The following is a 25,045-nucleotide window of genomic DNA, read 5'->3' as shown; positions in this document are numbered from 1 at the left end:
CTGTGCGCCGCGCCGTCCGCGCCGTCCGCGCTGTCCACCGCGTCCGGCCCGCGGTTCCCGGCCGTGCCGCCCGGCGTGCCCGGCGGCGAGGCCGTCGCGGGGACCGTCATGGGCTGGGCCGCCGCGGCGATCGCGGGGACCGCCGTCGCCCTGGCGGGACGGGCCCTCGCCCACGCGGCCGTCCGGTCGTTCCGGACGAGGCGTACGGCGGCGCGCCCGGCGCTCATCGTCGGCGGCGGGCCGCTCTCGCTCCAGATCGCCGGCATTCTCCAACGGCACGGCGAATTCGGACTTATTCCCATTGGCCGCGTCGATACCGGCATTTCCACTGCCGAACGTCCGGGGAACTCCCGGCGGAACTCCCGGTTCTCGGGGATTGCGAGGACCTCTCCCGCATCCTGTGGGACCACGGAATCGGCACGGTCGTCGTCAATGCGGAGGAGGTCGAACGGGCATGGCTCGACGTGATCGTGCGGATCTGTTTCGCGCTGCGCTGCGAAACGCTTCTCATGCTCTCCCCCATCGACGCCCTTTCCGTTGACGGCGCGCGCGTCGAGCATCTCGCCGGAATGCCGTGCGTACGGCTCCCGCGGCCCCGGCACGAGGGCCTCGCGCGGCACGTCAAGCGGGCGTTCGACGCCGCCGCGGCCCTGGCCGCCCTGCTCCTGCTGCTGCCCGTGCTCGCCGCGTGCGCCCTCGCCGTACGGCTCGACACCGGGCCCGGCGTGATCTTCCGGCAGCGGCGGGTGGGGCTGGACGGCCGCGAGTTCGTCCTGCTGAAGTTCCGGACCCTGCTGCCCGCCGACGACCACGAGGCCGACACGCGCTGGTCGGTGGACGGCGACGAGCGGCTGAAGCCGGTCGGCCGGTTCCTGCGCGACACGTGCCTGGACGAGCTGCCGCAGCTCTGGAACGTCGTCCGCGGCGACATGAGCCTCGTCGGCCCGCGGCCCGAGCGCCCCCACTTCGTCCGGCACTTCGCGGGACGCTGCCCCGGCTACACGCTCCGGCACCGGATGCGCGGCGGCATGACCGGCTGGTCCCAGGTGCACGGCCTGCGCGGCGACACCTCGATCGACCTGCGGGCCCGCTACGACAACCACTACATCGACGGCTGGTCGCTCGGGAGCGACCTCAAGATCCTGCTCAAGACGGTCCGGGTCGTGCTGCTGGGGAACCGCCGGTGACGGTGCGGCCCCCGTCCTCCCCGCCCGCCGTGCCCGACCACGGCGTGCCGCCCCCGCGCGTCCCCGCGCCCCGGCCCGCCGGAACGGCGCCCGCCGCGCGCCGCGACCGGTACCGGCCGCGGCCGAGCTGGCTCGCCGCCGCCACCGCCCTGTCGGTGTGCGTTCCGCCCGGCAGGGCCGACCTCGACGGCGGCGTCAACGTCACGGCGGGCGACGTCGTCAGCGCCGCGCTCGTGTTCGTCACCGCGCTGGCCCTCGCCGCCCGCGCCCTGTCTCCGCACGCCCGCGTCCGCGCGCTGCCCACGGGCGTGCGGGCGATGGGGCTCCCGCGCGCGGGCGCGGCGGTGTTCGGGCCCGTGCTGGTCGCGGCCGGGGCGGCGACGGTGTGCTCGCAGGACGTCGCCGCCAGCCTCCCGGGGTACGTCCGGTTCGTCCAGCTCTTCGTGCTCGTTCCGGTGGCGGTCGCGGCCTGCGTCCGGGAACGGCGCGACGCGTACCTCGTCTGCGGGGCCGTCCTCGCGGCCGGGCTGTTCGAGGGCGGGTACGGGCTGTGGCAGACCGCGACCCGCACCGGCGCGTCGTACGCCGGGCAGAGCGTGCGCGCGGTCGGCACGTTCGGTGCCGTGGACGTGATGGCGCTGTCCACCGTCGTCGGGTACGGCGCGATCGTCGCGGTGGCGTTCGCCCTCGCCGCCGCCCGCCGCCGCACCCGTGCGGCCGCGCTCGCGGCGTTCGCCGTGCAGGCGGCGGCGCTCACGGCGGCGCTGAGCCGGGGGAGCTGGCTCGCGGTCGGCGCCGCCGTGCTGCTCATGCTGCTGCTGTACGACCGGCTCCTCACCGCGCGCGTCGCGGTGTGCGCCGCCGCGGCGGCCGTCGTCCTCGTCGGCGGGCTCGGCGTCGGCTCGGCGACCCTGGCGGAACGGACCCGTTCGATCGCGCAGTCGGCCAGCTCCCCCGACCGCTCCGTCGGCGACCGCTACGACCTGTGGCGGACCGCCGCCGCGATCTGGACCGACCATCCGCTGACCGGCGTCGGCGTGAAGAACTTCGCCGCGTTCCGCGACGCGCGCGCGCCGCTCGCGCTCTCGTCCGGCAGCGAGACCGACGACGGCGTCAACGGGTACGTCCGCCAGCCGCTGCTGTCGCCGCACAACCAGTACCTGCTGGTCCTGTCCGAGCAGGGCGTCGCCGGGCTCGCCGCGTTCGGCGCGATGCTCGCCGCGCTCGCCGCCGGGCTGTGGCGGCGGCGCGCGTTCCGCGACCCCCTCTGGCTCGTCTGCGCCGGGTTCCTGACCTGGCTCGCCGCGGACTTCCTGTACGCCGACATGGGCGGCGCGACCTGCGTGCTGGTCGCCGTCCTGCTCGGCCTCGCCCTCTCCCGCGCCTACCCGGACGGCGGCGGGGAACGGGAGGCGCGGTGACGGAGGTCGCGGGCCGTACCGCCGTCGCGGAACGGCCGCCGGACGGGGGCGCGCCCACCGGGACCGGCGGCGGGTCGGTCCGGCGGGCCGCGCTGCTGTCGGGCGTGCTCGTCGCGGGCGGCACGGGCCTCGGGTTCCTGCGGGACCTGACGATGGCGCACCTGTTCGGCGCGGGCCGCGAGACCGACGCGTTCCTGGTGGGCTGGACGATCCCCGAGACGGTGTCGCCGCTGCTCATCGAGGACGCGATGGCGCTGGTGATGGTGCCGCTGATCACCCGCACGCTGGCCGGCCGGGACGGGGTCCGGCCGCTGCTGGCGCGGGTCCTGCCCCGGCTCGCGGCGGGCCTGGCGTGCGCCGTCGCGGTCATCATGGCCACCGCGCCGTGGCTGGTCGGGCTGCTCGCGCCCGGTCTGCCCGACGCGGCCGCCGCGACCCGCTGCGTACGGCTGACGGCGCTGACCGTCCTGACGTTCGGCATCGCGGGCTTCATGTGCGCGACGCTGCGCGCCCACCACCGGTTCGGGCCCCCGGCCGCGATCTACCTGGCGTACAACGCCGGGATCCTGGCCTCGCTCGCGCTGTTCGCCGGGACGCTGCACGTCACGGCGGCGGCGCTCGGCGTCGCGATCGGCGGCGCCTGCATGATCGCCGTGCAGGCCCCGGCGTTCGCGTCCTGCGTCCGCTCCGCGCCCCGGACGCTCCGAAGCCCCCGGACGCCCCGGGCGGGGAGGCCCGCCGTCGAGCTCGCCCTGATCGCGCCGATCGCCGCCTGCACGCTGCTGCGCCAGGCGCAGGTGTTCGCCGAGCGGTTCCTCGGGTCGGGCCTCGCGTCCGGGTCGATCTCCCACCTCAACTACGCGCAGAAGGTCGCGCAGGTCCCGATGGTGCTGTCGCTGCTGGTCGTGACGGTGACGTTCCCCCGGCTGGTGCGCAGCTCGGCGAGCGGCGACACCGGCCTGGTCCGGCGGCGGGTGGAGGCCGACCTCGTCGTGGTCAGCGGCGTGGTGCTGGCCGCGACCGCGTTCCTGGTGGCGTTCGCGCCGCAGATCGTGGCCGTGCTGTTCGAGCACGGGCGGTTCACGCCCGCCGACACCGAACGGACCGCGCTGATCCTGCGCGTCTACACGCTCGGACTGTGGGGGCAGTCGGTGATCGGCGTCTCGGTCCGCGCGTTCTTCGCGGGCGACCGGCCGACGTGGCGGCCCGCGCGGGCGCTCGTCACCGGGCTCGCGGTCACCGTCGCGGTCGGCGCGGGCGGGGTCGGCCTCGCCGGGACGACCGCGCTCGCGGCGGCCAACGCGACCGGCATCACCGTCGCCGCGCTGCTCCTGCTCCGCGCCGTGCGGGCCCGCGTCGCGCCGATCTCGTTCCGCACGGTCGGCGCCGGCGCGGGCAGGCTCCTGCTCGCCGCGCTGGCCGCCTGCGCCGCCGGCCTCCTGCTCGCCGATCGGCTGGACGGCCTCGTCCCGCCGGTCGCCGTCCTCGCCGCCGGCGGCGCCGTCGTCGCGGCCGTGTTCGCCGCGGTCGCCCTCGCGTTCGCCCGCACGTTCGCCCACCACCAGCCCGGGGAGCACCGTTCATGACCCATCCCGCCCATCCCGCCCCGACCGACAGCCCCGTCAGCCCCGACCGGGCCCCGGGCGGCGGCGGCCCGATCCGGCCGATGCCGCTGGTGCTGATGTACCACTCGGTGGACGAGTACGACGAGGACCCGCACCAGATCACGGTCACGCCCGCCCGGTTCGCCCGGCAGCTCGCGTGGCTCCGGTCGGCCGGGCTGCGCGGCGTCGGGATGCGCGAGCTGCTGGACGCGCACGCCGACGGCCGGGCCCGGGGCCTCGTCGGCCTCACGTTCGACGACGGCTACGCCGACTTCGCGACGCGGGTCACGCCGACGCTGCTGCGGTTCGGGTTCAGCGCGACCGTCTTCGTCGTCACCGAACGGATCGGCGGGGACAACGCCTGGGACGACGGCCCGCGCAAGCCGCTGATGACGGTCGGGCAGATCGCGTCCGTCGCGCGTTCGGGCATGGAGGTCGCCTCGCACGGCCTGCGGCACGTCCCCCTCCCGGCCGCGTCGGACGACGCCCTGGCCGCCGAGCTGGCAGGCAGCCGCGCCGCGCTGGAACGGATCGTCGGGGAGCCCGTCACCGGCTTCGCCTACCCGTACGGCCACGCGGGCGCGCGCGAGGCCGCCGCCGCCGAGGCCGCGGGCTACGACTACGCGTGCGCGATCGACCCGTACGAGCCGTCCAGGCACGCGCTCGCCCGCACCTACATCGGCGAGCGCGACCGGCGGCTGCGGCTGCGCGCCAAGGTCGTCCGCCACGAACTGCGCTGGAGGAGCCGCGTATGACGGCGCGCGTGCTGCACGTCATCACGGGCCTCGACCACGGCGGCGCCGAACGCCAGCTCCTGCTGCTGCTGCGGCACCTGCCGGCGCGGTGCGAGGTCGCCACGCTGACGTCCGGCGGCGCCCTCGCGGGCGCGGTCCTCGCCGCGGGCGTCCCGCTGCACGAGATCGCGATGCGCGGCAACCGCGACCCGCGCGCGCTGCCGCGGCTCGTCCGGCTGATGCGGCGGGGCCGGTACGACGCCGTCCACACCCACCTGTACCGCTCGTGCGTCTACGGGCGGATCGCGGCCAGGCTCGCGGGCGTGCCGCGCGTGATCGCGACCGAGCACTCGCTCGGGGACGGCCACATCGAGGGCCGCCGCACGACCGCCGGCGTGCGGCTGCTGTACCGCGCGACCGAACGGCTCGGGTCCGCCACCGTCGCGGTGTCGCCCACGGTCGCGCGCAGGCTGGGGGACTGGGGCGTCCCGGCGTCCCGCGTCGTGGTCGTGCCGAACGGCATCGACGCGGCGGCGTTCGCGTACGACCCGGGCGCGCGCGAGCGGGTGCGCGAGCGGTACGGCATCGGCCCCGGCGAGTTCGTGGCGGGCGCGGTCGGGCGGCTCGTCCCGACCAAGCGCTTCGACCTGCTGATCGAGGCGTTCGCCGAGGTCCCGGACGGCCGCCTGCTCCTCGTCGGCGACGGCCCGGAGCGGACCGCGCTCGAAGCCCTCGCCCGCGAGCGGGGCGCGCGCGTCACGTTCACCGGCGGGACCGCCGACGTGGCGGGCGCGCTGTCGGCCATGGACCTGTACGCGGCGCCGTCCACCCAGGAGACGTTCGGGCTGAGCGTGCTGGAGGCGCTCGCGTCCGGCCTGCCCGCGCTCTACACCGCGTGCCCCGCCCTCGACGACCTGCCGCCGGACCTGGCCCCGTCCGCGCACCGCCTGCCGACGCTCCTCCCCGTCTGGATCACCGCGCTCCGGCACTGGGCCGGCCGCGGCGCCGCCCGCACCGGCGCGCGCCCCGGACCGCCCCCGGCCGTGGCCCACTACGCGATCACCGCCCACGCCGCCCGCCTCGCCGACCTCTACACGGCGCGGGACGGGGACGGCGCGGGCGCCGAGCCGACCGAAAGGGACAGGGATGAACGACGAACGGCTGTCACGCAAGCACCTCGCCCGTAGGTACGGGCCGCCCGCGCTGCTCGTCCTGCTGGGGCTCCTCGCGGGCCTCGGCTTCGGGCTGCTCAGGCCGCCCGGGTACGCGGCGGTGGCGCACGTCGCCGTGGTCGCGCAGCGCCCCGACGGCCCGCAGACGGCGCAGAGCTTCGCGCAGGCGTACGGCAGGCTGGCCGCGCTCCCGGAGACGCTCGAACTGTCGCCGTCGCTGCCGCGCCCCGCCGCGCGGGCCCGCAGGCACGTGGAGGTCTCCACCTCGCCCGACACGCCGCTGATCCGCATCACCGGGACCGGGAGCAGGCCCGAGCGCGCCGCCGCGTACGCCGACGCCGCCGCCGACGCGCTCGTCCGGTACGGCGCCGTGCACGCGGCCGACACCGGCGTCCGCGTCGCGCTGATGAGCTGGGCGGACCGGCCCCTCTCGCCCAGCACGCCCAACCTTCCGCTCGCCATCGCGGTGGGCGGGGCGTCCGGGCTGCTCCTCGCGGTGCTGCTCTATGCCGCGGCCGGGCGCACGCCACGTACGGGACGCGACGCCCGGCGTCCCGCGTGCCCTGACTGCGGAGCGCGGGCGGCGGCCGGACGCGAGGCGGAACCCGCGGGGGTGGGGAATTGACTCTCCCGATCACGACGGGGCGGGGCCCCGTGTCCGTTCCCGGCTGGTCGGCCGAGGTCCGCCGGGACGACGGCGCGCTGCGCGGCCTCGCCGCCGAGTGGCGCGACCTGTACGCGCGGTCTCCGGCCGCGACGCCGTTCCAGTCCCACGCCTGGCTGGAGTCGTGGTGGACGCAGTACGGCGCGCCGGGACGGCTCCGCCTGGTCCTGGTCCGTTCCGGCGGACGGCTCGTCGCGGCGGCCCCGCTCGTACTCGGCCGCCGCTGGGGCTGCCCCGTCCTGGCCCCTCTCGCGGCGCCGCTGAGCGACTTCACCGACGTGCTGTACGACCCGTCCGCCGATCCGCGCGCCCTCGACCACCTCGCCCGCGCGCTGCTGCGCGAGCCCGGCTGGACGGCCCTCGACTTCCCCGAGGCGCGGCCCGGTTCCGCCGCGCACGCGCTGCTGCGCCGCTGGCCGCGGCAGGCGTGGCGGATGCCCGCGTCCGTCTGCCTCGACCTCCCCGCCGGCGACCTCGACACGTTCCTGGACCGGCTGCCGGGCCGCAGCGCCGGGAAGATGCGCGCGCGGCTCCGCAAGGCCGACGCCCGGCAGGTGACCGCCGCCGCCGTTCCCGCCGAACGCGCCGTCGCGGCCGTCGGCGCCCTCCTCGACCTGCACGTCCGGCAGTGGCAGGACCGGCCGATCAACCCCGAGCACACCCGCGACCGCTTCCGCCGCCACCTCGCGGGCGCCCTCGTCCCGATGATCCGCGAGGGGCAGGCGGAGCTGTTCGAGTACCGGCACGAGGGCCGTCTCGTCGCCAGCGACCTGGTGGTCGTCGGGCACGGCTTCGTCGGCGCGTACCTCTACGGCGCCGACCCGGGACTGCGCCGGATCGCCGACGTGTCGCTGCTGCTGCTCCGCGAGATCCTCGACAGCAGCGCCCGGCGCGGCATGTCGCGCGTCAGCCTGCTGCGCGGGGAGGAGCCGTACAAGATGAAGTGGCGTCCCGTCCCCGTCCCCAACGAGCGCCTGGTCCTCGCCCGCTCCAGCGGAGCCCACGTCTACGCCGCCGCGGCCCGCTCCCGAGCCTTCCTGGCCTCCATCCGCCACAACCCCGACCACCCATGACCCCCACCCCCCACACCGTCCGCGTGCTGCATGTGGCGCAGCCGACGGGGGAGGCGTCGCCCGTTATGTCGAGGAGGCCGCTGTGCGCCAGCTTCGGCTGGGCTGGGAAGTGGCCGTCGCCTGCCCTACGTCCGGCGGGCTCGCGCGGCGGCTCGCGGAGGCCGGAATTCCGCACGTTCCGTGGGAGGCCGGACGGTCCCCGGGACCGCGTGTGCCCAGGGAGACGCTCCGGCTGCGCCGCGCCGTCCGCGCGTACGGTCCGGACGTCGTCCATCTCCACTCCGCCAAGGCGGGGCTCGCGGGGCGGCTGCTGTCCCCTCCGGCGCGCCGGGACCGTCCGCGCCCGAAGGTGGTCTTCCAGCCGCACGGGTGGTCGTGGCTCGCGGCGTCCGGGGTGCAGGCGGCTGCGAGCCGGATGTGGGAGCGGGCGGCGGCGCGCCGCGCCGACCTCGTCGTGTGCGTCGGGGCGGGCGAGCTCCAGCACGGGGTCCGGGCCGCCGTCCGGGCGCGCTACAAGGTCGTCCGCAACGGCGTGGACCGGCGGCGGTTCGCCCCGGCGGGCGAGGCCGAACGGCGCGCGGCCCGCGACGTCCTGGGCCTGCCTCGGGACGCGCCCCTCGCGGTCTGCCTCGGCCGCGTCACGCGGCAGAAGGGCAGGACGTCCTCCTCGCCGCCTGGCCGTCCGTACGGGCCCGCTGCCCCGACGCCCTGCTCGCCCTCGTCGGCGAGGACGCGACCGCGGCCCTGGCCGACCCGGCGGCGGCCGGACGAGGCGAGGCGGGTCAGGTCTCGGTGCAGGGCGGGTTGCGCCTCGTTCCGCCGGTCGAGGATCCGCGCCGGTGGCTCGCGGCGGCGGACGTGGTCGTCATGCCGTCGCGCTGGGAGGGGCTGCCGCTCACCGCCCTGGAGGCGCTCGCGACGGGCCGTCCGCTGGTCGGCAGCGCGGTGCCCGGCCTGGTCGAGGCGGCCGGGCCCGGCACCGGCGCGCTCGTCCCGCCCGAGGACGTGCCGGCGCTGGCCGCCGCGGTCGCCGCCAGGCTGCTCGATCCCGCGCTGGCCGCGGCGGAGGGACGGGCCGGGACCGCCTGGGTGGAGGACTTCGACGCGGACGGCACGTTCGCGCTGCTCGCCGGGGTCACCTGGGGCCTGGTCGGCGGCGACGGCGTGGCGGGCGTCGGCGCGTGGCCGGGGCCGGGGCCGGGCCCGGCGGCCGATGGCGCGGACCCGGTCGCGGTCCTGGACGGCGAAGGAGCGGGCCCGGTCTGAGCCGGTGCGGGATCGCTCGGCGGGGGAGCGGGCTTGGGCCCGCTCGGTGAGGCGGCGGGCTCCGTCGGAGCGGGCGCGGGCGCGGGTGCGGCAGGCGACGGAGCGGGGCCCTCCGGGACCGCCGGGGAGCCGGTGGGGGCGGGCGCGGGTGCGGCAGGTGACGGCGCGGGACCGGACGGCGACGGCGGCGAAGGGGCTCCCGACGCGGCGGGCGCCGGCGCTGGTGCGGTCGTCTGAGAGGTGGTCGGAGCGGGCGCGGAGCCGGGGGTGCCCGTCGTGGCCGGGACGCCTGGAGTGCCGGACGGGGCGCCGGACGGGACGCCGGTCGGCGCGGGAGGCGTCGCGGGGGCGGCTCGGGCACGTGGACGCCGCCGAACAGCTCGCGGTAGGCCGCCGACGACCGCTCGTTCTCGTCGCAGCTCCACACGCCGTGCGGGCAGTAGTCGCTGATGCTCTGGTAGAGCACGTTGTGCGAGTGGATCCATTCGTGCATGCCCTGGACGTACGACGGGTTGTCCTCGTTGCGGAACAGGCCCCATTCCGGAAAGGAGATGGGCTTGCCGTGCTCGGCCGCGAAATCGGCCTGAGCCTGGAGCCCGTACGGTTCCCGGACGAAATCTGAGAACGTCTTTCCATAGGGTTGGTCGTACGAATCCGAGCCGATCACGTCCACCACGTCGTCACCCGGATAGCACTGCGTCCAGGGCACCGCGTCCTGCCCGCGCGTCGAGGTGAAGTCGAAGCGGAACCGGGCCCCGGGAACGCTCCGCATGGCGGCCACGATGCGCCGCCAGTACTGCTTCCACGCCTCCGGATCGGGGGCGCACCGGCCGCTGTAGGTGGTGCCGTTCATCTCCCATCCGAGGACCAGGACCGCGTCCGGCGCCCCGTACGACACGAGGCGTTCGGAGAGGGTGCGGTAATGCCGGTCGTACTCGCCGTCCGCGCCTCTGTGCAGCAGCGACGCCACGTCCTCGTCCGACATCCCGACCTCGTTGGGGGCGGCCATCGGGACGTTCACCGCGAGCATCCGGCGCGGGTCGGCGTTCTTCCAGTCGATCCACGGGCCGAGGATCTGGCCGGCGCCCTCGACGGTCTGCCACGAGTCGCCCGGAAGGTACGTGCGGCCGACCGTGACCGTCGAGTTCAGCCATTTCTCGAATTCCTTGACGCGTTCGACGCCGTTCCAGTCCGAGCCGAGGAAGGCGCCTAACGGGACCGGTTTGGCCGCCGTTCCGGATGACCGAGATGTCAGCCATGTCGCAGAGGACGTCAATGTCGCGAAAAGTGCGAGGGCGATGCCGGCGGCGAGCCAGCCCGTGCTCTTCCACGGAGATCTACGCGACTCTGGTGTGAAAGGGCGAGGGCGGAAATGGATATCGTCGGCTCCCATGCGTATCGTATGCCCGAAGATAGAGGCGTGCGAACGAATCCACCGCGCCACCGGCCGTTTTCTTTACGATTCCATGGGAGCCCCGCATGTCCGTGACCGCAGCGGCGCGCACGGCGCCCCGCCTCGACACCCGGCTTCCCGTCCTGCTGCTGCGCACCGACCACAACCCGTTCCACCACGGGACGCTCGCGGCGATCCGCTCGCTCGGCCGGGCCGGGGTCCCCGTCCACGCCGTCCTCGAAGGCCCCGGCGTGCCCGCCGCCCACTCGCGCCACCTGCACCTGCTGCAACCGTGGGGCCCGGCGCCCACCCGCCCCGACCACCTGCTCGGGCACCTGCGCGCCATCGCGGCCGGCATCGGGACGCGCGCGCTGCTCGTCCCGCTGGACGACGCGGGGGCGATCTTCATGGCCGAGCACGGCACCGCCCTGTGCGACCACTTCGTCTTCCCGCGCCAGCGGCCCGACGCGCCCCGCCTCGTCGCCGACAAGTCCGCGCTGGCCGACGCCTGCCGCGCGCACGGGATCACCAGCCCCGACAGCCGTACGCCCGCCACCGCCGCCGAGCTCCACGACGCCGTCGCCGACCTCGGCCTCCCGCTGATCGCCAAGTGGGCCCGCCCCTGGGCGCTGCCGCCGGGGCACCGCAGCACGACCGTCGTCCGCGACGCCGCCGAGGCGCACCGCCTGCTGGCCGAGTCGCGGGGCGCGACCGGCGCGGCGGCCGGCGCGCTCATCCTCCAGCGCCGCGTCGGCGCCGACGGCGGCGACTGGTTCTTCCAGGGCTATTTCGACGAGCACGCCAACTGCCTCTACGGCGGAACGGGCCGCAAGCACCTCGCCTACCCGCGCGCGCGGGCCACACGGTCCTCGGCGAGTGGGCGTTCAACCCCGACCTCGAACACCTCGCGCACAAGGTCGTGCAGATCCTCGGTGTGCGGGGCGTGGTCGACCTCGACTTCCGGTTCGACGCCGACGCCGGGACGTACCACCTGCTCGACTTCAACCCCGGCTCGGCGCGCAGTTCCAGCTCTTCCGCGACCGCCGCGGCCTCGACCTGGTCCGCGCCATGCACCTGCACCAGAGCGGGCGCGCCGTGCCCGCCCGCGCCCCCGGCACGGGCGGGCCCTGCTGGTGGAGAACCACTACCTCCAGCGCGCGCTGACCGCGCCCGCGGCCGAGTTGTTCCGCCCCGGCGGCTGCGCGGCGTCCGCGAGCTGACCTGGTTCGCGGCCGACGACCTCGCCCCTTCCGCGCGATGGCCCGCCGGGCCGCCGCCAGGATCCTCAACCGCGAGGGCACCGACCGCTGGTGAACGGACGCCGGCGGATGGAACGAATGGGAACGGAGAAGGTCATGGTTGATTCGGTCGTCGACGTCCTCGTCGTCGGGGCGGGGCCGTACGGGCTGTCGGTCGCCGCCCATCTCAAGGGCCGGGGCGTCCAGACGCGGATCATCGGCGTGCCGATGCGGTTCTGGCAGGAGAACATGCCCGAGGGCATGTTCCTGAAGTCCGAGCCGTTCGCGTCGAGTCTCGGCTCCCCGCGCCCCGGCGGCGGCTTCGACGACTACACCTCCGGTTGGCGCGCCGGGCGGCCGATCCCGCTCGGCACGTTCCTCGCCTACGGCCGCTGGTTCGCCGACCGCCTCGTTCCGGAGACCGAGCCCGACCGGGTCACCGCCGTGGAACGCTCCGGCACCGGCTACACCGTCACCCTGTCCACCGGCGAGACCGTCGCCGCGCGGGCCGTCGTCATGGCCGTCGGCGTCGGCGGTTTCGCGCACGTCCCGGACGAGTTCGCCGGGCTGCCCGCCGAGCTGGCCAGCCACCCCGTCGCCCACCGCGACCTCGGGCGGTTCGCGGGCCAGGACGTCGCCGTGGTCGGCGCGGGCCAGTCCGCCCTGGAAACGGCCGCGCTGCTGGCGGAGTCCGGCGCGTACCCGTGCGTCCTCGCCCGCACCACCCGGCTCGCCTGGAACGCCGTCCCCGACGCCTCGCTCTCGCTCGTCCGCGGCCCGCGCTCCGGCCTCGGCCGCGGCTGGCGCACCTGGCTGTGGTCCGAACGCCCCAGCACCGTGCGGTTCCTGCCCGAGCGGACGCGCCGCCGCATCGTCCGCACGACCATGCCCCCGGCGGGCGCGTGGTGGCTGCGCGAGCGCCTGGCCGACGTGCCCGTACGGCTCGGCCAGCACGTCACCGAGGTCGCCGCGCACGCCGGACGGGTCGTGATCCAGACCCGAGACCACGAGGGGCAGGTCTCCCGCGTCGAGGCCGACCACGCCATCACGGCCACCGGCTACGTCTGCGACCTCGACCGGGTCGGGGTCCTGTCGCCGGAGATCCGCCGCACGGTCCACACCCGGCACGGCTACCCGGTCCTCGACGCCGGTTTCCAGAGCTCGCTGCCGGGCCTGTACTTCGCCGGCCTCACCGCGGCCCTGTCGTTCGGCCCGGTCATGCGGTTCGTCCACGGCTCCGACTTCGCCGCGGCCCGCATCGCCACCCACATCGCCCGCACCAACCCGTCCCGCCCCATGCCCCGGGTCCCGGCCCAGGCCCGCCCCTGACGGGCGCTGAGGTGCGCTGACGTGCGCTGAGGTGCGCGGACGGCTCGCGCGGGCAGCGGGCCGGGGACGCGAGAGGGCCGTGGCGGTCGGTGGACCGCCACGGCCCTTTCCGGGTCCTCCGGGACGTCAGGGGCGCTTGTGGCCGACGTGCGAGTTGTTCACCGCGGTTCCGTTGACGGTGGAACCGTTGATGCAGTCGCCCTCCTCGTGGCTGATCCCCAGAATGTTGTGGATGGCGGCGCCGACGCCGGCGACGTCCACGCTCCGGCAGGTCTGGAGGCTGATGATCTGCATGGTGGTGGGATCGTTGCTCGCCATGGCGGGGGTGGAGGCGAAGGCGAGGAACCCAGCCGCACCGATGAGCCCGGTCATAACCGCTCGTTTGAGCATGGAATCTCCATTCGTGGTGCGCGTCCGTCGTACCGAACCCGCGGGGACGAAGGTCGTCGCCGCGGGTATCAGGCAATCGCACCCGACTGTTCAGGCCGTGACAACGTCCTGCGGTGCGTTTTCCCGAGATCTTGATCGATGCTGACCCGCTGTTGTCCGTGTCGCGGAACGCCGAGCCGGGCGAAATAGACGAACGATCCAAGTCGCTGCGGACGTGTCCGTATAAAGCCCCACCAGAACGCGGAACGGGACGTCGGCGAAGCCGGTGACCGCAAAGAACCTGCTGGTCAGCGCGTGTTTCGCGAGCCCGGGTCCACGGCGGGCAAAAAAGGCTCCACAGCGCGGCCAAGAGGCCGTGGCGTCGCTCGCGCGTCGGCTTGGATGTGACGCACCGGCGCATTTCCCGCCCGGGACACGCCGAATCGAAAACAATGACCGCGGACGTTCGATGGTGCGGTGCTAGCGTCCGGGATCTGTCGTACGAACGAGCCGCCGAGGAGTCCGGAAAATGCGGGGAACGCCGATTCGACGGGGCCCGTCCGGCCTCACCGGTCGGTCCTGTCCCGTTCCGCTCGGCGCGGTCGCGCGCGTCGCCGCCGTCGCCGGCCTGGCGCTCGCCGGATGGCTGGTCACCCTGGCGCTAGGCCACGCGGCCTCCGCCGAGGTCGGCGGGGGCACCGCGCGGAGCGGGCCCTAGCGGACGGCCTCGCGGCGAGCGCCGCCGCGGACGACCTCGACGGCCTCGACGGCATGGCCGATCTGGCTGAGCGTCCGTCGCGCCGTCCCGAGGCGCACCTGCTGGGCCTGTCCCGGAACGGGGCGAGCCGCGCCCCGGCCGACCGCCCTGAGTCGGGAGGGGCCATCTCGGCGAGCCGTGCGGCCTCGCACCTGGTGCGGGTCGCGCAGCGCCCCGTTCGCGAGATCGAACGCCGCGTCCGGGCGCCGCGGAAGGTCGCGTCCGGCCTCACCGCGTCCGTGGTGCGCGAGGTGGCGGGAGCCGGACGGGCCCCGAGCGCGCCGAAGCTGCCCGGCATCCCCGCCCTCGCCGATGGCCTGGGCAGGGGCCTGGCCGGTGTCGCCGGGCTGGGCGACCCCGTGACGGCCCCGGTCCGGCAGGCGATCCTGCCTCCGGCCGGCCTGTCCGAGGCGTCGCCGGGGCAGTACTCGCTCGTCCGGCTGCCGGAGGGGAACGTTCCGCCCGGCGCTCTGTCCGCCCGCGACCACGCCGTGGCGTCGCTGGCCCGTCCGTCCGCGCACGGTCCGCTGCCGAGCCTGGGGAACGGGTCGGCCGCGCATCCGGGCGACCGTTCGCCGGGCGCTTCGGCGCGGCACGGCCGGCACGTCCCGGAGCCGTTCCAGCCCGCGCGCCCGGACGGCGCCGACTCGGCCGTCCTCGCCGGCGCGCACCACGCCGACCCGGCCCTCGGAACGCTCTTCACGGCCGGCGCCGCGGGCGCCTCCGCGTCCCGCGTCACGCCGGGCCGCCGCGACGTTCCGCGCGAGAGGGCCGCCGCCTCGCGGCCGTCCGTCGTCCCCGACTGAGCGCCCCTTCCGGGCCGTCCGCCCCGCCGACCGGCGCGCCGGACCCGCGCCGCGCGTCCCGCCCCGGCGGCCTCGCCGAGTACCGCGACGAGCCGCCGCCCGCGCGGTCCCGGCCTCCCGGACCGGCCCCGACCGCGCCCCGCACCGGCGACCCGACCGCCCGTGCCGCGCGCACCCGATGACCTTCCTCCACAGGCGACGGCCTCCGCCGTCGCACTGGCCGGTCAACGCCGAACGAGCGGACCGGCCGTCCGATCAACCGACGCACGGAACGACAGGAGAAGCGAATGCGAATGTGGGCGAAGAAAACCGGGCGCGCGGCCCTCGTGGCCGCGGGCGTGGTCGCCGCGGGAGGGGGCGGCCTCATGGCCGTCCCGGCGGGCGCGGACGTCAGCAGCGGATCGGGCAGCGTGCTCGGCGGCAACCAGTTCAGCCTGCCGATCTCGGCTCCGATCAACGTGAGCGGCAACTCGGCTGCGGCCATCGGCACGGCCGAGGCGAAATCTCCCGGCGGAGCGCACGTTCACAACGTGAGCGGCCACGAGGACGGCCACCCGGGCATGCGGACGTCGGGGGACGGCTCCGTGCTCGGCGGGAACCAGGTCCGCGCGCCGATCAGCGTGCCGATCAACATCTGCGGCAACTCCGCCGCCGTCCTCGGCGTCGCGAAAGCATGGTGCAAGGGCGGAGCGCACGTCGAGAACCACACCGGCGGCGGCGGGGGCGGAGGGATGCACACCTCCGGGGACGGGAGCGTCGGAGGAGGCAACCAGTTCCACGTCCCGGTCAGCGTCCCGGTCAACGTCTGCGGCAACTCCGCCGCCATCCTCGGCGTCGCCAAGGCGTGGTGCAAGGGCGGAGCGCATGTCCTCAACCAGACGACCGGCACCAAGATGAAGACGTCCGGCGACCACAGCGTGCTGGGCGGCAACCAGTTCGACGTCCCGATCGGCGTGCCCGTGAACGTCTGCGCCAACAACCTCTCGCTGCTCGGGACCGTCGAGGACTTCTGCCGCGGCGCCGCCACCGTCACCAACTCCGCCATCGCCGAACTCCCGTCCACTCTGCGGGAGCCGGAGGCGGCTCCGGCGCCCGCGAAACACCACGCCGCCAAGCCGACCAAGGCCAAGCCGGCCAAGGTCAGGAAGCACAAGGCCAAGGTCCACAAGACCGTGCACAAGTCCAAGGTGCCGTTCGGCAAGGCCCTGCTCGGGAAGAGCCACAAGCTCCCGAACACCGAGCGCCTGTCCTCCGCCCGGATGCGTTCCGAGGCGCCCAACCCCGTGCTGGACGCGGTCAGCGGCCTCCTCGGCGCCATCGTTCCGAAGAACCTGAGCGAAGGGCTCAACCCGCTCCAGCCGAAGCAGAAGCCCACCAGCCCGCACCTCCAGGAGGGGCCCGGCCAGGGACGTCCCGTGACCGGCGGCCACGGCCAGGAGAGCCAGGGCCAAGGCCAGGGCTCGGCTCAGGGCCAGGAGGGTTCGGCGGCGCAGGGCCGTCCGGCTGAAAGTTCTCCGACGCGCACCAACTCCGCCCACAAGGGCCGTCCGACGCGCAACAGCTCCGCCAAGGGCCGTCCGGCGCGCAACGCCGACGAGAACCCCTCGTGGCAGAAGGTGGCCGAGTTGCTCGGGGCTCCGAAGGCCGAGCCCGGCGCCGACCCGTCCACCGCCCGTCCGGGCCTGCCGCTGGTCACGGGGGTGCCGCTGGGCATCGCCGGTTCCCAGCTCCTGCGGTGACGGGCGACGGCGGCGCGGACGGACGCCCAGCGCGCCGGCCCGCGCCGCCGTCGGCGCCGTGAACCGTCCACCACCCGCACGTCCGTCGCGGGCCAGGCCCTGAGAAGGGCCTCCGGAATCCGAGAACGGGGCGCCGTATCCATCCGATGCGGCGCCCCTTCCCTTCACCTCTTCCACGGAGGAAGCGACCGTTGCAGGAGGCAACAGTGATGTATTCGAGAACGCGCAGGTTGTCGCACGCCGCAGCCGCGGGCATGGCATTGGGCATGGCCTTCGACACCCACGCCGCCGGAGCCGCCACCGCCGCCCCGGCGAACGCACACATCCGCATCGGCTCGATGGCGCCGACCGCCGCAGCCCGTCCGGCCGAGCCGTTCCTCGACGCCGCCGCCCGCGTCGCGTCCGCTCGGCGCGCACCCCGACGCCTGGGCGTGCTCACCATGCGGACGGAGCCGAGGCGCCTGCCGATCCGCGAGGGCGTGTCACCGGACGTCCTCGCGCGCGGGGTCGGCCACTATCCCGGAACGGCTTTCCCGGGGAGGAGGGAAACGCCGTCTTCTTCGGCCACCGAACCACCATGACCAAGCCGTTCCGCCGGATCGACCGGCTCCGCGCAGGCGACCGCGTCCGCTTCCGCGTGGGCTCCCGGACGTACGTGTACCGGGTGTACGGCCGCCGCGTCATCGCGCCGACGAACCGCACCGTCCTCGCGCCGGTGCCGTTCAAGCCGTTCGCCAGGCCGGCGGGCAAGCGCGCCACGCTGATCACCTGCCATCCGAAGGGCTCGGACGCGCAACGCCTCGTGGTGCTCGCGAAACTGGACACCGGCGCACCCGAACCGCGCCCTGCCTACCACTGACCGCCCCGCGGGGCGCTCGCGGCCCGAACCGAGCTGCGCGGACCTGCTCGACTCACCCGCGAGCCCCCGCCCCGCCCCGCCCCGCCCGGCGCCAGGGCCGTGCAAGCTCAGTCGACCGGATCCGACAGCCACTCACCTTTGAGCATCACTGTCCGGTGAGGGAATTCGTGGAATCCGTTCCATACCTGGATGCGTCGAGGAAGTAGTCGGATGTAGACGTAACCCGGCATCTGCCGCGGGTCATGAGAGACGGCTGCGAAGCGGTCGGCGACGTCCGAGGCGACCTCCGGAACCGGCACAAGACCATCGAGGGCGGTATCGACCATCACCACGTCGGATGTGGTGCCCACTGCTACGCGTGCCCGCCCGGCCTCCAGGAGGTTCCGAACGGTTCTGCTGTTCTCGCCGGTTGCGGTGACGATGGCGTCGTTGTCGCCGACGAACGCCACCGGAATCAGGTGTGGCCCGGTGCTCCCACCTGTCGATAGCCACATCTGGAATTCCTGTTGAAGACGTAGACGGGCGGCGGCTACCCGTTCGCCATGAGTACGAGGCGTCGGCATTTCGGGATTCCCTTCTGCTCCGCCCGGCCACGCGCGGGCCGCGGCGGTACGAACGCCGCGCTCATGCGGTGGTCGATCCGGCGGGCGCTGTGATGCTGTGCCGAACGATGCTGGGCCGAACGGGCATGAGACCGCCCAATCGGTAAGCTGGCGCCTACCGTAAGCCGGGACGAACGGTAAGTCAAAACTAACCAACCAGGGGTCCGGACACCGCGGCATCAGGCCGAGGCGGTGTCAGGCGTTCGGGTCGCCGTAGAGCTTCATCAGCCCCTTGTAGTCGCCCAGCCCCAGCGTCGCCGCGCCGTCATCGCAGGTACGGGTGAACGGGCTCATGGTCAGCCGGGCGTGCTCGGCGCCGCCGATGTGGGCGAGTCCGAGCGCGTGCAGCGATTCGTGGGTCACCACCGCCGCGGGCTCGTACCGCCCTGTCGGGCACCCGGCCATGCGGTCGGCCGCTTCCTCGCCGTCGTCGTCCTCACCGGACGCGGCGGCCGTCCACCACTGCTTCCGGTACGTCTGGAGGAGGATGTCGCTTTCCTGGGTGACGCCGTTGTAGTGCCAGACGCACGTCGCCGCGAGGATCGACGGGCTGAGGTCGGGCAGCGCGGCCCAGCCGAGCGAGCTGACGCCGTCCTTCTCCTCGCAGCTCCCGTTGTCGTTGATCCCGGGCGGCGCCGACGTGGGCCCTTCGTACCGCTGCCCGATGTCGGGCTTCGGCCTGAACCGGCGGCCCTTGACGCAGTTGGTCGAAGCGTCGGTCGCGTGCGCGATTCCCGTGGCGACGGCCCCGAACGCCCTCTTGTCCGCGAGACCGGTCTTTTCCGCGGTGCCTTTGTAGTACCGCCATCCGATGGTCGTTCCCTTGGGCCAATGGCTCGTGCTCAAGGCATAGGCGCTGTCGCCGCACGGGTCCCTGCCCGCGCCCTCCCCGATGGGCGTCGAGTCGGGGAACGTTCGTTCCGAGACCTTCACTGTTCCGGCGGCGAGATCGACGTCCAGGCTCAGCTCGTTCGCCCCGTTCACGCGAAGGCTGTGGGCCGTGACGGAAACGCCGCCGTAGGGGACGCGGGCCGCGAGCCCGTTCGTCCCCCGGACGACGCGTCCGCGCAGATCGCACTCGGCGAACTCGACACTGCGCGGCAACGACGCCGTGGTCAGCGGCGCACTGGGCCTGCACCACGCGGGCGGCGACCACCGGCGGGAGTCCGCGGCCGCGGTGACGCCCAGCGCCGCCGCCACCACGGCCACGCCGAGCGTCCCCCCGACGAACCGGCCAAAAGAAGAATCGACCGCCACGGCTTCGCCCCCGTCCACCGGTGCCGCAATCACCCACGACATTCTGTCAGCACCGCATATCGGCCAAACCGTCAGAACGCCAAGGGCCAGGCAAATGGAAGGCCATCTATGATCCGCGTCAGGAACAGTGGGAACGGGCCGCGTCCCTCAATTTCGCCATAAACCAGAATCCGATCGACCGCCCCGGAAACCGCGAACATCCACCAGCCGGTGTCGTACGCACCGCAATGGCGCGCTCACTCGAAGTAGCCTCGTGGTGTGGTGGACGACGCCTTTGAAGGCAAGCGGAACGAGAACGGCAGGCCCCCCGTCGCGCACGCCGTCAGCCGAAGGTGTTTCGCCGGTCTCGGCGGCCTCGCGGGGGTGGCGATGGCCGCGCCCGCCCTGGTCGGCCGGGCGTGGGCGGACGGGGTGAACGGTTCGGAGCGCGAGGAGCGCCACCGGGTCGTGATCATCGGGGCCGGTGTGGGCGGCTGCGTCGCCGCGTTCCGGCTCGCCCAGGCGGGCATCGGGAACGTCGTTCTGGAACGGGGCCGCCGCTGGCCGATCACGCCGTCCGGCGGCACGTTCCCCCGCATGCTCGCCCCGGACGCGCGGACGTTCTGGCTCGACGGCCGTCCCTCCCTGCCGCTGGCGTCCGACGTGCCGGTGGTGTCGCAGGCCCTCGACGCGTTCAACTCGCTGGCGTTGCCGCGCTTCACCGGGCTCCTGGACTTCACGGTGGACGAGAACGTCATCGCGGTGTGCGGCGCCGGCGTCGGCGGCGGGACCCTCGTGTACGGCGGGGTGCTGCCGCAGCCCGCGCCCGGCCCGTTCCACCACGTCTTTCCGTCCGTGCTCGACTACGGCGAGCTGGACCGCACGTACTACCCGCGTGCCCGCCGCCGCATGGCCGCCGCGACGTTCCCGGACGACGTGCTGCGGCATCAGCGCTACCTGTCCACCCGGCTGTGGCGTTCGGCCGTGGAGAGGACCGGCCTTCCTGCGGAACGGGTCCCGGGCGGCTTCGACTACGACGTCGTCCGCGCCGAGCTGGCGGGACGGGCCCGCGCCTCCGCCTCGGTCGGGGAATGGGTCGCCACGGGCTGCGACAGCGGCGCGAAGCTGAGCGTCGATCGCACCTACCTCGCGCGGGCCGAGGCGACCGGGAACACGCAGGTCCGCCCGCTGCACCGCGTCACGAGCCTCACCCAGGACCGCGACGGCGCCTACCGCGTCGTCGCCGAACAGCTCACCGAGACCGGCGGGGTCGTACGGCGCGCCGTCCTGGTCTGCGACAAGGTCGTGGTGGCGGCCGGAGGCGTCCACACCCCGCGGCTGCTGGTCACCGCCCGCGACACCGGCGCCCTGCCCCGCCTGAACGAGTCCGTCGGGACCGGCTGGGGCACCAACGGCGACCGGCTCGTCCTGCTCAAGACGCTCCTCGCCCCGACCGGCGCTCCGCAGGGCGGCCCGGTGGCCTTCATGGTCAACGACCGCGGCGACGCCGACCGCGCCACGCTCATGCACGGCGGGCTGCCGTTCCCGGTCGAGACCGGTCTGCTCGGCTGTTTCGGCATGGGCATCCCGTCCCGTACCGGCGCCTGGGTGTACGACCACGCCACGGGCCACCCGCGCCTGGACTGGCCCCGCGACGCCGACACCGGCCCGCAGCGCGCGGTCATGGCACTGGCCCACCAGGTCGCACGGCGGCTGCCCCTGGGCGCGGTCGCGATCGACGCGTCGGCGCCGTACCCCTTGACCGTCCATCCGCTGGGCGGCGCGGTCATCGGGAAGGCGACCGACGCGTACGGGCGGCTCCACGGCTACCACGGCCTGTACTGCCTGGACGCCTCGCTCATGCCGGGGTCCACGGCGGCGGTCAACCCCGCGCTGACCATCGCCGCCGTCGTCGAACGCTGCCTGGACGACATCCTCAAGAACGACTTCGCCCGCCCTCCCCGCTCGCGTCCCAACTCTTCCGGCCGCGGTCTCATTCCGTGGGACGGCGGCCGTTCGGCCAGGCAATAGCGACAAAAGCCAAATACCGCCGTTCTGTGACGATGATGTCCATGTCGGTCCATCGGCATTGATCACCGCCCGCCACCTGTGCCACTCTTTCCGGTACTCCCTCCCGGCAGACGGCTGCCGCCCCCGCGCCCGAAAACGCGTCTCACGGCACCCCTGCCGCGTTGTCCGCTGCTGAGGATGAAGAAGGCCGTTGTGACTAGACGCCGGGTTGCTCGCGACGCGAACGGGCCCGCGACGGCCGCCGGGGCGCGCCGGTGAAGTGGTGGAAGCGCACCCCGCGCCCCCACCACACCCCAGGCCCCCCGCCCCACCCGTTCCCCCACCCCCACCCCGACTTCCCCCAGCACCCCCCGTCCCCCACCCCCTTCAACACCTCCACCCCACCCCAACCCCCCACGCCATTCGACGCGTCCGCCGTACCCGAGGCGTCCGCGCCACCTCAGGCGTCCGTGCCACCTCAGGTGTCCGTCGCACCCCAAGAGTTCAGGGAACCCCACGGGTCCGCCGCACCCCACGCGTCCGCGCTACCTCAGGGGACCGCACCATCCCAAGCGGCCGCCCCATCCCACGCGTCTGCTCCACCCCAGGCGTCCGCGCCACCCCACGGGTCCGCGCCACCCCCGGCGCCCGCAGGGCCTCACGCGCTCGCAGGGCCTCAAGCGCCCGCGCCGTTCCATGCGCCCGCATTGCCCCACGAGGCCGCGGTGCCTTACGTGCCCGCGTCACCGCAGGCGTCCAGCCCATCGCAGGCGTCCGCGCCAGCTCCAGCTTCCGCTCCACCCCAAGCGTCCGCTCCATCCCAAGCCTCCGCTCCGCCCCAACCCTCCGCTCCGCCGCAGGCGTTCGCACCACCTCATCCAGGTCAGGCTGAGGCCGACGGTTTGGCGGACGTCGCCGAGAGGGTGCACGTTCCTGAAGCTCCGGCGGCGGGGCTGCCCGTTCTCGCCTCGGCGGCGGCGGTGCGGGGTGCGGGGCCGGATCTGTGGCCTGAGGTGTGCGAACGGTTCTGCCTCCAGTTGCTCGTGCTCGCGGAGAAGATGCGCCCGGCGATGGACCTCCTCGAACGCGAGGAGGAGGACCCGGACCGGCTGGAGGCGCTGTACGAGATCGACCACGGCGTGACGAGGATGCGGCGGGCCGCCCGCGACCTGCGGATCCTCGCGGGACGCGACGATGAGGAGATCTCCGGCCCGGACACGTCCCTGCTGGACGTCGTGCGGATGGCCGAGTCGTCCATCGAGCAGTACCGGCAGGTCCAGATCCTGCGCGTGGTGGAGCTCGCGGTGCCCGCGTACGCGGCGGAGGACCTGGCGTCGCTCGTCGCCGCGCTGCTGGACAACGCGACCCGCTACTCGCCCGCGGCGGTGACCGTCAGCGCCCACCTACTCGACAACGGCGGCGTCATGCTCCGCATCGAGGACTCGGGCATCGGCATGTCGGCGACGCAGGTGGAGACGCTGAACGCGACGCTGTCCGGGCCCGTTCCGGCGATGAGCGCCGAGACGGCGCGGCAGACCGGGTTCCCGGTGGTGCACAGGCTGGCCAGGAGGCACGGCGTCGGCGTACGGCTCGCGGCGAAGACCGGCGGGACGGTCGCCATGGTGACCATTCCCGCCTCGCTGCTGTGCGAGATCCAGGCGGAGGAGGCCCGTCCCGCCGGCGCGCCTCCGGAGATGGCGCACCTGACCATGGCGCACCGGGCGGAACGGCCCGCGCCGGTGGCACCGCCCGTCCGGATCGCGCCGGACGGCGCGGAGGGCGACGCCGATCTCGGCGGCCTGCCCCGCAGGGAGCGGACGAGCCTGCGCCCCGTCGGCACGCCCCGCGCGGCGGACGGCGGGACGGCGGCCCCGCCGTCCCCGCGGATCCGTCCACAGGGAACGAGTCGTTCGCCGCCGACCTGGAGGCGTTCAAGGCCGGAACGCGCCGCCTCGACGACGAGCACGCCGACGAGGACGGGCGCGAGGACGAGCGGGAGGAAGGACGGCCGTGACCATCGCCTCCACCGGGCCCAAGGGGCCCCAGGACTTCGGGTGGCTGCTCAGGCAGTTCGCCGACTCCACCCCCGGCGTACGGTTCGCGCTGATCGTGTCGTCCGACGGGCTCGCGCTCGTGGAGTCGGGGACGATGCCGTCGGAGTTCGTGGACCCGATGGCCGCGCTCACCAGCGGGATGATCAGCGTGGGCAACAGCATCGCGCGGCACGTCGGGGAGGGCGGCTGCGACCAGATCATGCTGCGGTTCGCCGCCGGGCACCTGCTGTTCATGGGCATCGGGAGCCTCGCCGGGCTGGTCGTCCTGGTCGCCGAGGGCGCCAACCTCGGCGCCGTCGCCCACGAGATGTCCCAGTTCGTACGCGGCGCCGGGCATGTGCTGACCCCGCAGATGCGCGACGACCTGCGCCGGATGACCGAGCAGGCGATGCCATGACCACCACCAGCCCCCCACCCGAACGCGCGGTCGCGGTCGCCGTCCCGCCGGCGCCGGGAGGGGGATCATGACGGCCAATCCCTGGGTGCGGCCCTACGTGCTGACCGGCGGGCGGACCCGGGGCCGCACGCACCTGCTGGTGCACACGGTGATCTCCGGTCGCCGGTACGACGCGGCGTTCGCCGAGCGACTGCTCCCCGAGGCGAGGGCGCTGTACGAGCGGGCGCACGCCACCAGCGAGTCGGTCGCCGAACTGTCCGCCCACTGCGGCGTGTCGCTCGGGGTCACCCGCGTCCTGCTCGCCGACCTGGCCGCGGGCGACCGGATCGCGATCGCCGCGGAGGGCACCTCGCCGTACGACCGGAACGTCCTGGAGAGAGTGATCGATGGTCTACGCGAGCTCGCCTGACCCGTCCGGCCGCGGGCCGTCCCCCGGCGTCCCGGAGCGCCGTCCGGGCCGCGCCGGACCGCCCGGACCGCCCCGCGCACCCGGGCCGCGGACCTCGGTCAAGATCGTCGTCGCGGGCGGGTTCGGCGTCGGCAAGACGACGCTGGTGGAGGCGATCTCCGAGATCCCGCCGGTGAACACCGAGGCGTGGATGACGCAGGCGGCCAGGACCGTCGACCCGCTCGGCGACGCGGAGGGCAAGACCACCACGACCGTCGCGATGGACTTCGGCCGCGTCACCCTGGCGTCCGACCTGGTGCTGTACCTGTTCGGGACGCCGGGGCAGCCGCGGTTCTGGCCCATGTGGGACGACCTGTGCCGCGGGGCCAGCGGCGCGGTGATCCTGGTGGACACGCGGCGGCTGGACGTGTCGTTCGCGGCGGTCAACTACTTCGAGAACGACTCCGACGTGCCGTTCATCGTGGCGGTGAACCTGTTCGACGGGCGGCAGACGCACCGGCTCCCGCAGATCCGCGAGGCGCTCCGGCTGGACGCCGACGTGCCGCTCACCACCTGCGACGCCCGCGACCGCGGCTCGGTCGTCCAGGTCCTCACCGAGACGCTCGCCCACACCCTCGACCGCACCGCGGGCCGCGGGACCGGCCCCCTCACCGGCACCGCGGGCCGCAGGACCGACCCCCTCGCCGCCCGATGACCCGTCCAGAACCGTCCGCCGGCGCCCGGCCG

General features: G+C 74.6%; 23 protein-coding genes and 3 pseudogenes. 21 read left to right on the top strand and 5 right to left on the bottom strand.

Translation table 11 applies throughout. From position 1 onward, the window contains the following. Positions 1-2 precede the first annotated feature (2 nt). The 9 genes and pseudogenes from GEV43_RS14200 to GEV43_RS56100 form a co-directional block, all read left to right on the top strand. Entirely contained in the window at positions 3-1,187 is a 1,185-nt protein-coding gene (locus GEV43_RS14200) for an exopolysaccharide biosynthesis polyprenyl glycosylphosphotransferase (protein ID WP_206681169.1), read from the top strand. Next, positions 1,184-2,608 carry an O-antigen ligase family protein gene (locus GEV43_RS54845; protein WP_309239631.1) on the top strand — a complete coding sequence of 475 codons (1,425 nt, stop codon included), beginning with the start codon at positions 1,184-1,186 and terminating at the stop codon, positions 2,606-2,608. The genes GEV43_RS14200 and GEV43_RS54845 overlap by 4 nt, the downstream gene beginning before the upstream one ends. Beyond that, positions 2,605-4,194 carry a lipid II flippase MurJ gene (locus GEV43_RS14190; RefSeq protein WP_309239630.1) on the top strand — a complete coding sequence of 530 codons (1,590 nt, stop codon included), beginning with the start codon at positions 2,605-2,607 and terminating at the stop codon, positions 4,192-4,194. Before GEV43_RS54845 ends, GEV43_RS14190 begins: the two co-directional genes overlap by 4 nt. Continuing rightward, entirely contained in the window at positions 4,191-4,967 is a 777-nt protein-coding gene (locus tag GEV43_RS14185) for a polysaccharide deacetylase family protein (protein WP_241682898.1), read from the top strand. The genes GEV43_RS14190 and GEV43_RS14185 overlap by 4 nt, the downstream gene beginning before the upstream one ends. Further along, positions 4,964-6,133 (top strand): glycosyltransferase, encoded by a 1,170-nt coding sequence (locus GEV43_RS14180; protein WP_160821100.1) that lies wholly within the window; start codon positions 4,964-4,966, stop codon positions 6,131-6,133. The genes GEV43_RS14185 and GEV43_RS14180 overlap by 4 nt, the downstream gene beginning before the upstream one ends. Then, a complete protein-coding gene (locus GEV43_RS14175; RefSeq protein WP_160821099.1) occupies positions 6,093-6,743 on the top strand; it encodes a lipopolysaccharide biosynthesis protein in 651 nt (216 codons plus the stop codon). Before GEV43_RS14180 ends, GEV43_RS14175 begins: the two co-directional genes overlap by 41 nt. A gap of 29 nt (positions 6,744-6,772) precedes the next feature. Continuing rightward, positions 6,773-7,855 (top strand): GNAT family N-acetyltransferase, encoded by a 1,083-nt coding sequence (locus GEV43_RS14170; RefSeq protein ID WP_160821098.1) that lies wholly within the window; start codon positions 6,773-6,775, stop codon positions 7,853-7,855. 61 nt (positions 7,856-7,916) lie between these two features. Next, positions 7,917-8,387: pseudogene (locus GEV43_RS56105) on the top strand (glycosyltransferase); the annotation flags it as partial. Beyond that, positions 8,273-8,920, top strand: a pseudogene (locus tag GEV43_RS56100) (glycosyltransferase family 4 protein); the annotation flags it as partial. The pseudogenes GEV43_RS56105 and GEV43_RS56100, both read left to right, overlap by 115 nt. 70 nt (positions 8,921-8,990) lie before the next feature. Here the strand turns inward: GEV43_RS56100 and GEV43_RS56095 are convergent. Further along, complete coding sequence (locus GEV43_RS56095; RefSeq protein ID WP_375539092.1) at positions 8,991-9,893, bottom strand: hypothetical protein; 903 nt, start codon at positions 9,891-9,893, stop codon at positions 8,991-8,993. A gap of 707 nt (positions 9,894-10,600) precedes the next feature. Between GEV43_RS56095 and GEV43_RS14150 the strand changes: the two genes are divergently transcribed. Together GEV43_RS14150 and GEV43_RS14145 are read left to right on the top strand one after the other, a co-directional pair. Then, positions 10,601-11,734, top strand: coding sequence for an ATP-grasp domain-containing protein (locus tag GEV43_RS14150; RefSeq protein WP_160821096.1), 1,134 nt, complete (start codon positions 10,601-10,603; stop codon positions 11,732-11,734). Positions 11,735-11,869: 135 nt separating this feature from the next. Next, on the top strand, positions 11,870-13,081 hold the full coding sequence (locus tag GEV43_RS14145) for an NAD(P)-binding domain-containing protein (RefSeq protein WP_241682896.1): 1,212 nt from the start codon (positions 11,870-11,872) through the stop codon (positions 13,079-13,081). 126 nt (positions 13,082-13,207) lie between these two features. Here GEV43_RS14145 and GEV43_RS14140 read toward each other — a convergent pair whose 3' ends face one another. Then, positions 13,208-13,453 (bottom strand): hypothetical protein, encoded by a 246-nt coding sequence (locus tag GEV43_RS14140; RefSeq protein ID WP_241682895.1) that lies wholly within the window; start codon positions 13,451-13,453, stop codon positions 13,208-13,210. A gap of 526 nt (positions 13,454-13,979) precedes the next feature. On the opposite strand from GEV43_RS14140, the gene GEV43_RS14135 reads away from it, so the two are divergent. From GEV43_RS14135 to GEV43_RS47245, 5 genes are all read left to right on the top strand, one after another. Then, positions 13,980-14,168, top strand: a complete 189-nt coding sequence (locus GEV43_RS14135) for a hypothetical protein (protein ID WP_160821093.1) — start codon at positions 13,980-13,982, stop codon at positions 14,166-14,168. Positions 14,169-14,221: 53 nt separating this feature from the next. Further along, positions 14,222-15,013 (top strand): hypothetical protein, encoded by a 792-nt coding sequence (locus tag GEV43_RS14130; protein ID WP_160821092.1) that lies wholly within the window; start codon positions 14,222-14,224, stop codon positions 15,011-15,013. A 287-nt stretch (positions 15,014-15,300) separates the two neighbouring features. Beyond that, positions 15,301-16,752: a chaplin gene (locus GEV43_RS14125; protein WP_160821091.1), complete on the top strand. Its 1,452-nt coding sequence runs from the start codon at positions 15,301-15,303 to the stop codon at positions 16,750-16,752. 266 nt (positions 16,753-17,018) lie between these two features. Then, positions 17,019-17,333: a hypothetical protein gene (locus GEV43_RS47250; RefSeq protein WP_175250050.1), complete on the top strand. Its 315-nt coding sequence runs from the start codon at positions 17,019-17,021 to the stop codon at positions 17,331-17,333. Continuing rightward, on the top strand, positions 17,330-17,611 hold the full coding sequence (locus GEV43_RS47245; RefSeq protein WP_241682894.1) for a class E sortase: 282 nt from the start codon (positions 17,330-17,332) through the stop codon (positions 17,609-17,611). Before GEV43_RS47250 ends, GEV43_RS47245 begins: the two co-directional genes overlap by 4 nt. A 107-nt stretch (positions 17,612-17,718) precedes the next feature. Here GEV43_RS47245 and GEV43_RS14115 read toward each other — a convergent pair whose 3' ends face one another. Then, positions 17,719-18,174, bottom strand: coding sequence for a pyridoxamine 5'-phosphate oxidase family protein (locus GEV43_RS14115; RefSeq protein ID WP_160821090.1), 456 nt, complete (start codon positions 18,172-18,174; stop codon positions 17,719-17,721). Positions 18,175-18,408: 234 nt separating this feature from the next. Next, positions 18,409-19,503, bottom strand: coding sequence for a hypothetical protein (locus tag GEV43_RS14110; RefSeq protein ID WP_160821089.1), 1,095 nt, complete (start codon positions 19,501-19,503; stop codon positions 18,409-18,411). A 225-nt stretch (positions 19,504-19,728) separates the two neighbouring features. Here GEV43_RS14110 and GEV43_RS54840 point away from each other — a divergent pair, with 225 nt between their 5' ends. Then, positions 19,729-21,480, top strand: a complete 1,752-nt coding sequence (locus GEV43_RS54840) for a GMC family oxidoreductase N-terminal domain-containing protein (RefSeq protein WP_160821088.1) — start codon at positions 19,729-19,731, stop codon at positions 21,478-21,480. A gap of 862 nt (positions 21,481-22,342) precedes the next feature. Here GEV43_RS54840 and GEV43_RS50155 read toward each other — a convergent pair. Next, on the bottom strand, positions 22,343-22,819 hold the full coding sequence (locus tag GEV43_RS50155; protein ID WP_241684128.1) for a hypothetical protein: 477 nt from the start codon (positions 22,817-22,819) through the stop codon (positions 22,343-22,345). Here GEV43_RS50155 and GEV43_RS56090 point away from each other — a divergent pair. The 4 genes and pseudogenes from GEV43_RS56090 to GEV43_RS14085 form a co-directional block, all read left to right on the top strand. Beyond that, positions 22,701-23,036: pseudogene (locus GEV43_RS56090) on the top strand (ATP-binding protein); the annotation flags it as partial. The gene GEV43_RS50155 and the pseudogene GEV43_RS56090 sit on opposite strands and share 119 nt — an antisense overlap. 433 nt (positions 23,037-23,469) lie before the next feature. Next, on the top strand, positions 23,470-23,910 hold the full coding sequence (locus GEV43_RS14095; protein WP_309239629.1) for a roadblock/LC7 domain-containing protein: 441 nt from the start codon (positions 23,470-23,472) through the stop codon (positions 23,908-23,910). Positions 23,911-23,977: 67 nt separating this feature from the next. Beyond that, the gene (locus tag GEV43_RS14090) at positions 23,978-24,319 is read left to right on the top strand and encodes a DUF742 domain-containing protein (protein WP_160821087.1); all 342 of its coding nucleotides are present in this window, start codon (positions 23,978-23,980) and stop codon (positions 24,317-24,319) included. Further along, positions 24,297-25,013 (top strand): ATP/GTP-binding protein, encoded by a 717-nt coding sequence (locus GEV43_RS14085; RefSeq protein ID WP_160821086.1) that lies wholly within the window; start codon positions 24,297-24,299, stop codon positions 25,011-25,013. The genes GEV43_RS14090 and GEV43_RS14085 overlap by 23 nt, the downstream gene beginning before the upstream one ends. Positions 25,014-25,045 lie beyond the last annotated feature (32 nt).

Origin of the sequence: Actinomadura sp. J1-007, from assembly GCF_009793335.1 — a bacterium.
In the GTDB taxonomy this organism is placed as follows: Bacteria; Actinomycetota; Actinomycetes; order Streptosporangiales; family Streptosporangiaceae; genus Spirillospora; species Spirillospora yumaensis.
This window is presented reverse-complemented; position numbering and strand designations above follow the sequence as displayed.

Bases quoted from the DNA above. Each gene is read 5' to 3' on its own strand.
- GEV43_RS14150 (WP_160821096.1), top strand. From the start codon at position 10,601: ATGTCCGTGACCGCAGCGGCGCGCACGGCGCCCCGCCTCGACACCCGG.
- GEV43_RS14175 (WP_160821099.1), top strand. From the start codon at position 6,093: ATGAACGACGAACGGCTGTCACGCAAGCACCTCGCCCGTAGGTACGGG.
- GEV43_RS14135 (WP_160821093.1), top strand. From the start codon at position 13,980: ATGCGGGGAACGCCGATTCGACGGGGCCCGTCCGGCCTCACCGGTCGG.
- GEV43_RS14140 (WP_241682895.1), bottom strand. From the start codon at position 13,453: ATGACCGGGCTCATCGGTGCGGCTGGGTTCCTCGCCTTCGCCTCCACC.
- GEV43_RS14115 (WP_160821090.1), bottom strand. From the start codon at position 18,174: ATGCCGACGCCTCGTACTCATGGCGAACGGGTAGCCGCCGCCCGTCTA.
- GEV43_RS47250 (WP_175250050.1), top strand. From the start codon at position 17,019: ATGGCCTTCGACACCCACGCCGCCGGAGCCGCCACCGCCGCCCCGGCG.
- GEV43_RS47245 (WP_241682894.1), top strand. From the start codon at position 17,330: ATGACCAAGCCGTTCCGCCGGATCGACCGGCTCCGCGCAGGCGACCGC.
- GEV43_RS14085 (WP_160821086.1), top strand. From the start codon at position 24,297: ATGGTCTACGCGAGCTCGCCTGACCCGTCCGGCCGCGGGCCGTCCCCC.
- GEV43_RS56095 (WP_375539092.1), bottom strand. From the start codon at position 9,893: ATGCGGAGCGTTCCCGGGGCCCGGTTCCGCTTCGACTTCACCTCGACG.
- GEV43_RS14090 (WP_160821087.1), top strand. From the start codon at position 23,978: ATGACGGCCAATCCCTGGGTGCGGCCCTACGTGCTGACCGGCGGGCGG.
- GEV43_RS14180 (WP_160821100.1), top strand. From the start codon at position 4,964: ATGACGGCGCGCGTGCTGCACGTCATCACGGGCCTCGACCACGGCGGC.
- GEV43_RS14185 (WP_241682898.1), top strand. From the start codon at position 4,191: ATGACCCATCCCGCCCATCCCGCCCCGACCGACAGCCCCGTCAGCCCC.
- GEV43_RS14145 (WP_241682896.1), top strand. From the start codon at position 11,870: ATGGTTGATTCGGTCGTCGACGTCCTCGTCGTCGGGGCGGGGCCGTAC.
- GEV43_RS14125 (WP_160821091.1), top strand. From the start codon at position 15,301: ATGCGAATGTGGGCGAAGAAAACCGGGCGCGCGGCCCTCGTGGCCGCG.
- GEV43_RS14130 (WP_160821092.1), top strand. From the start codon at position 14,222: ATGGCCGATCTGGCTGAGCGTCCGTCGCGCCGTCCCGAGGCGCACCTG.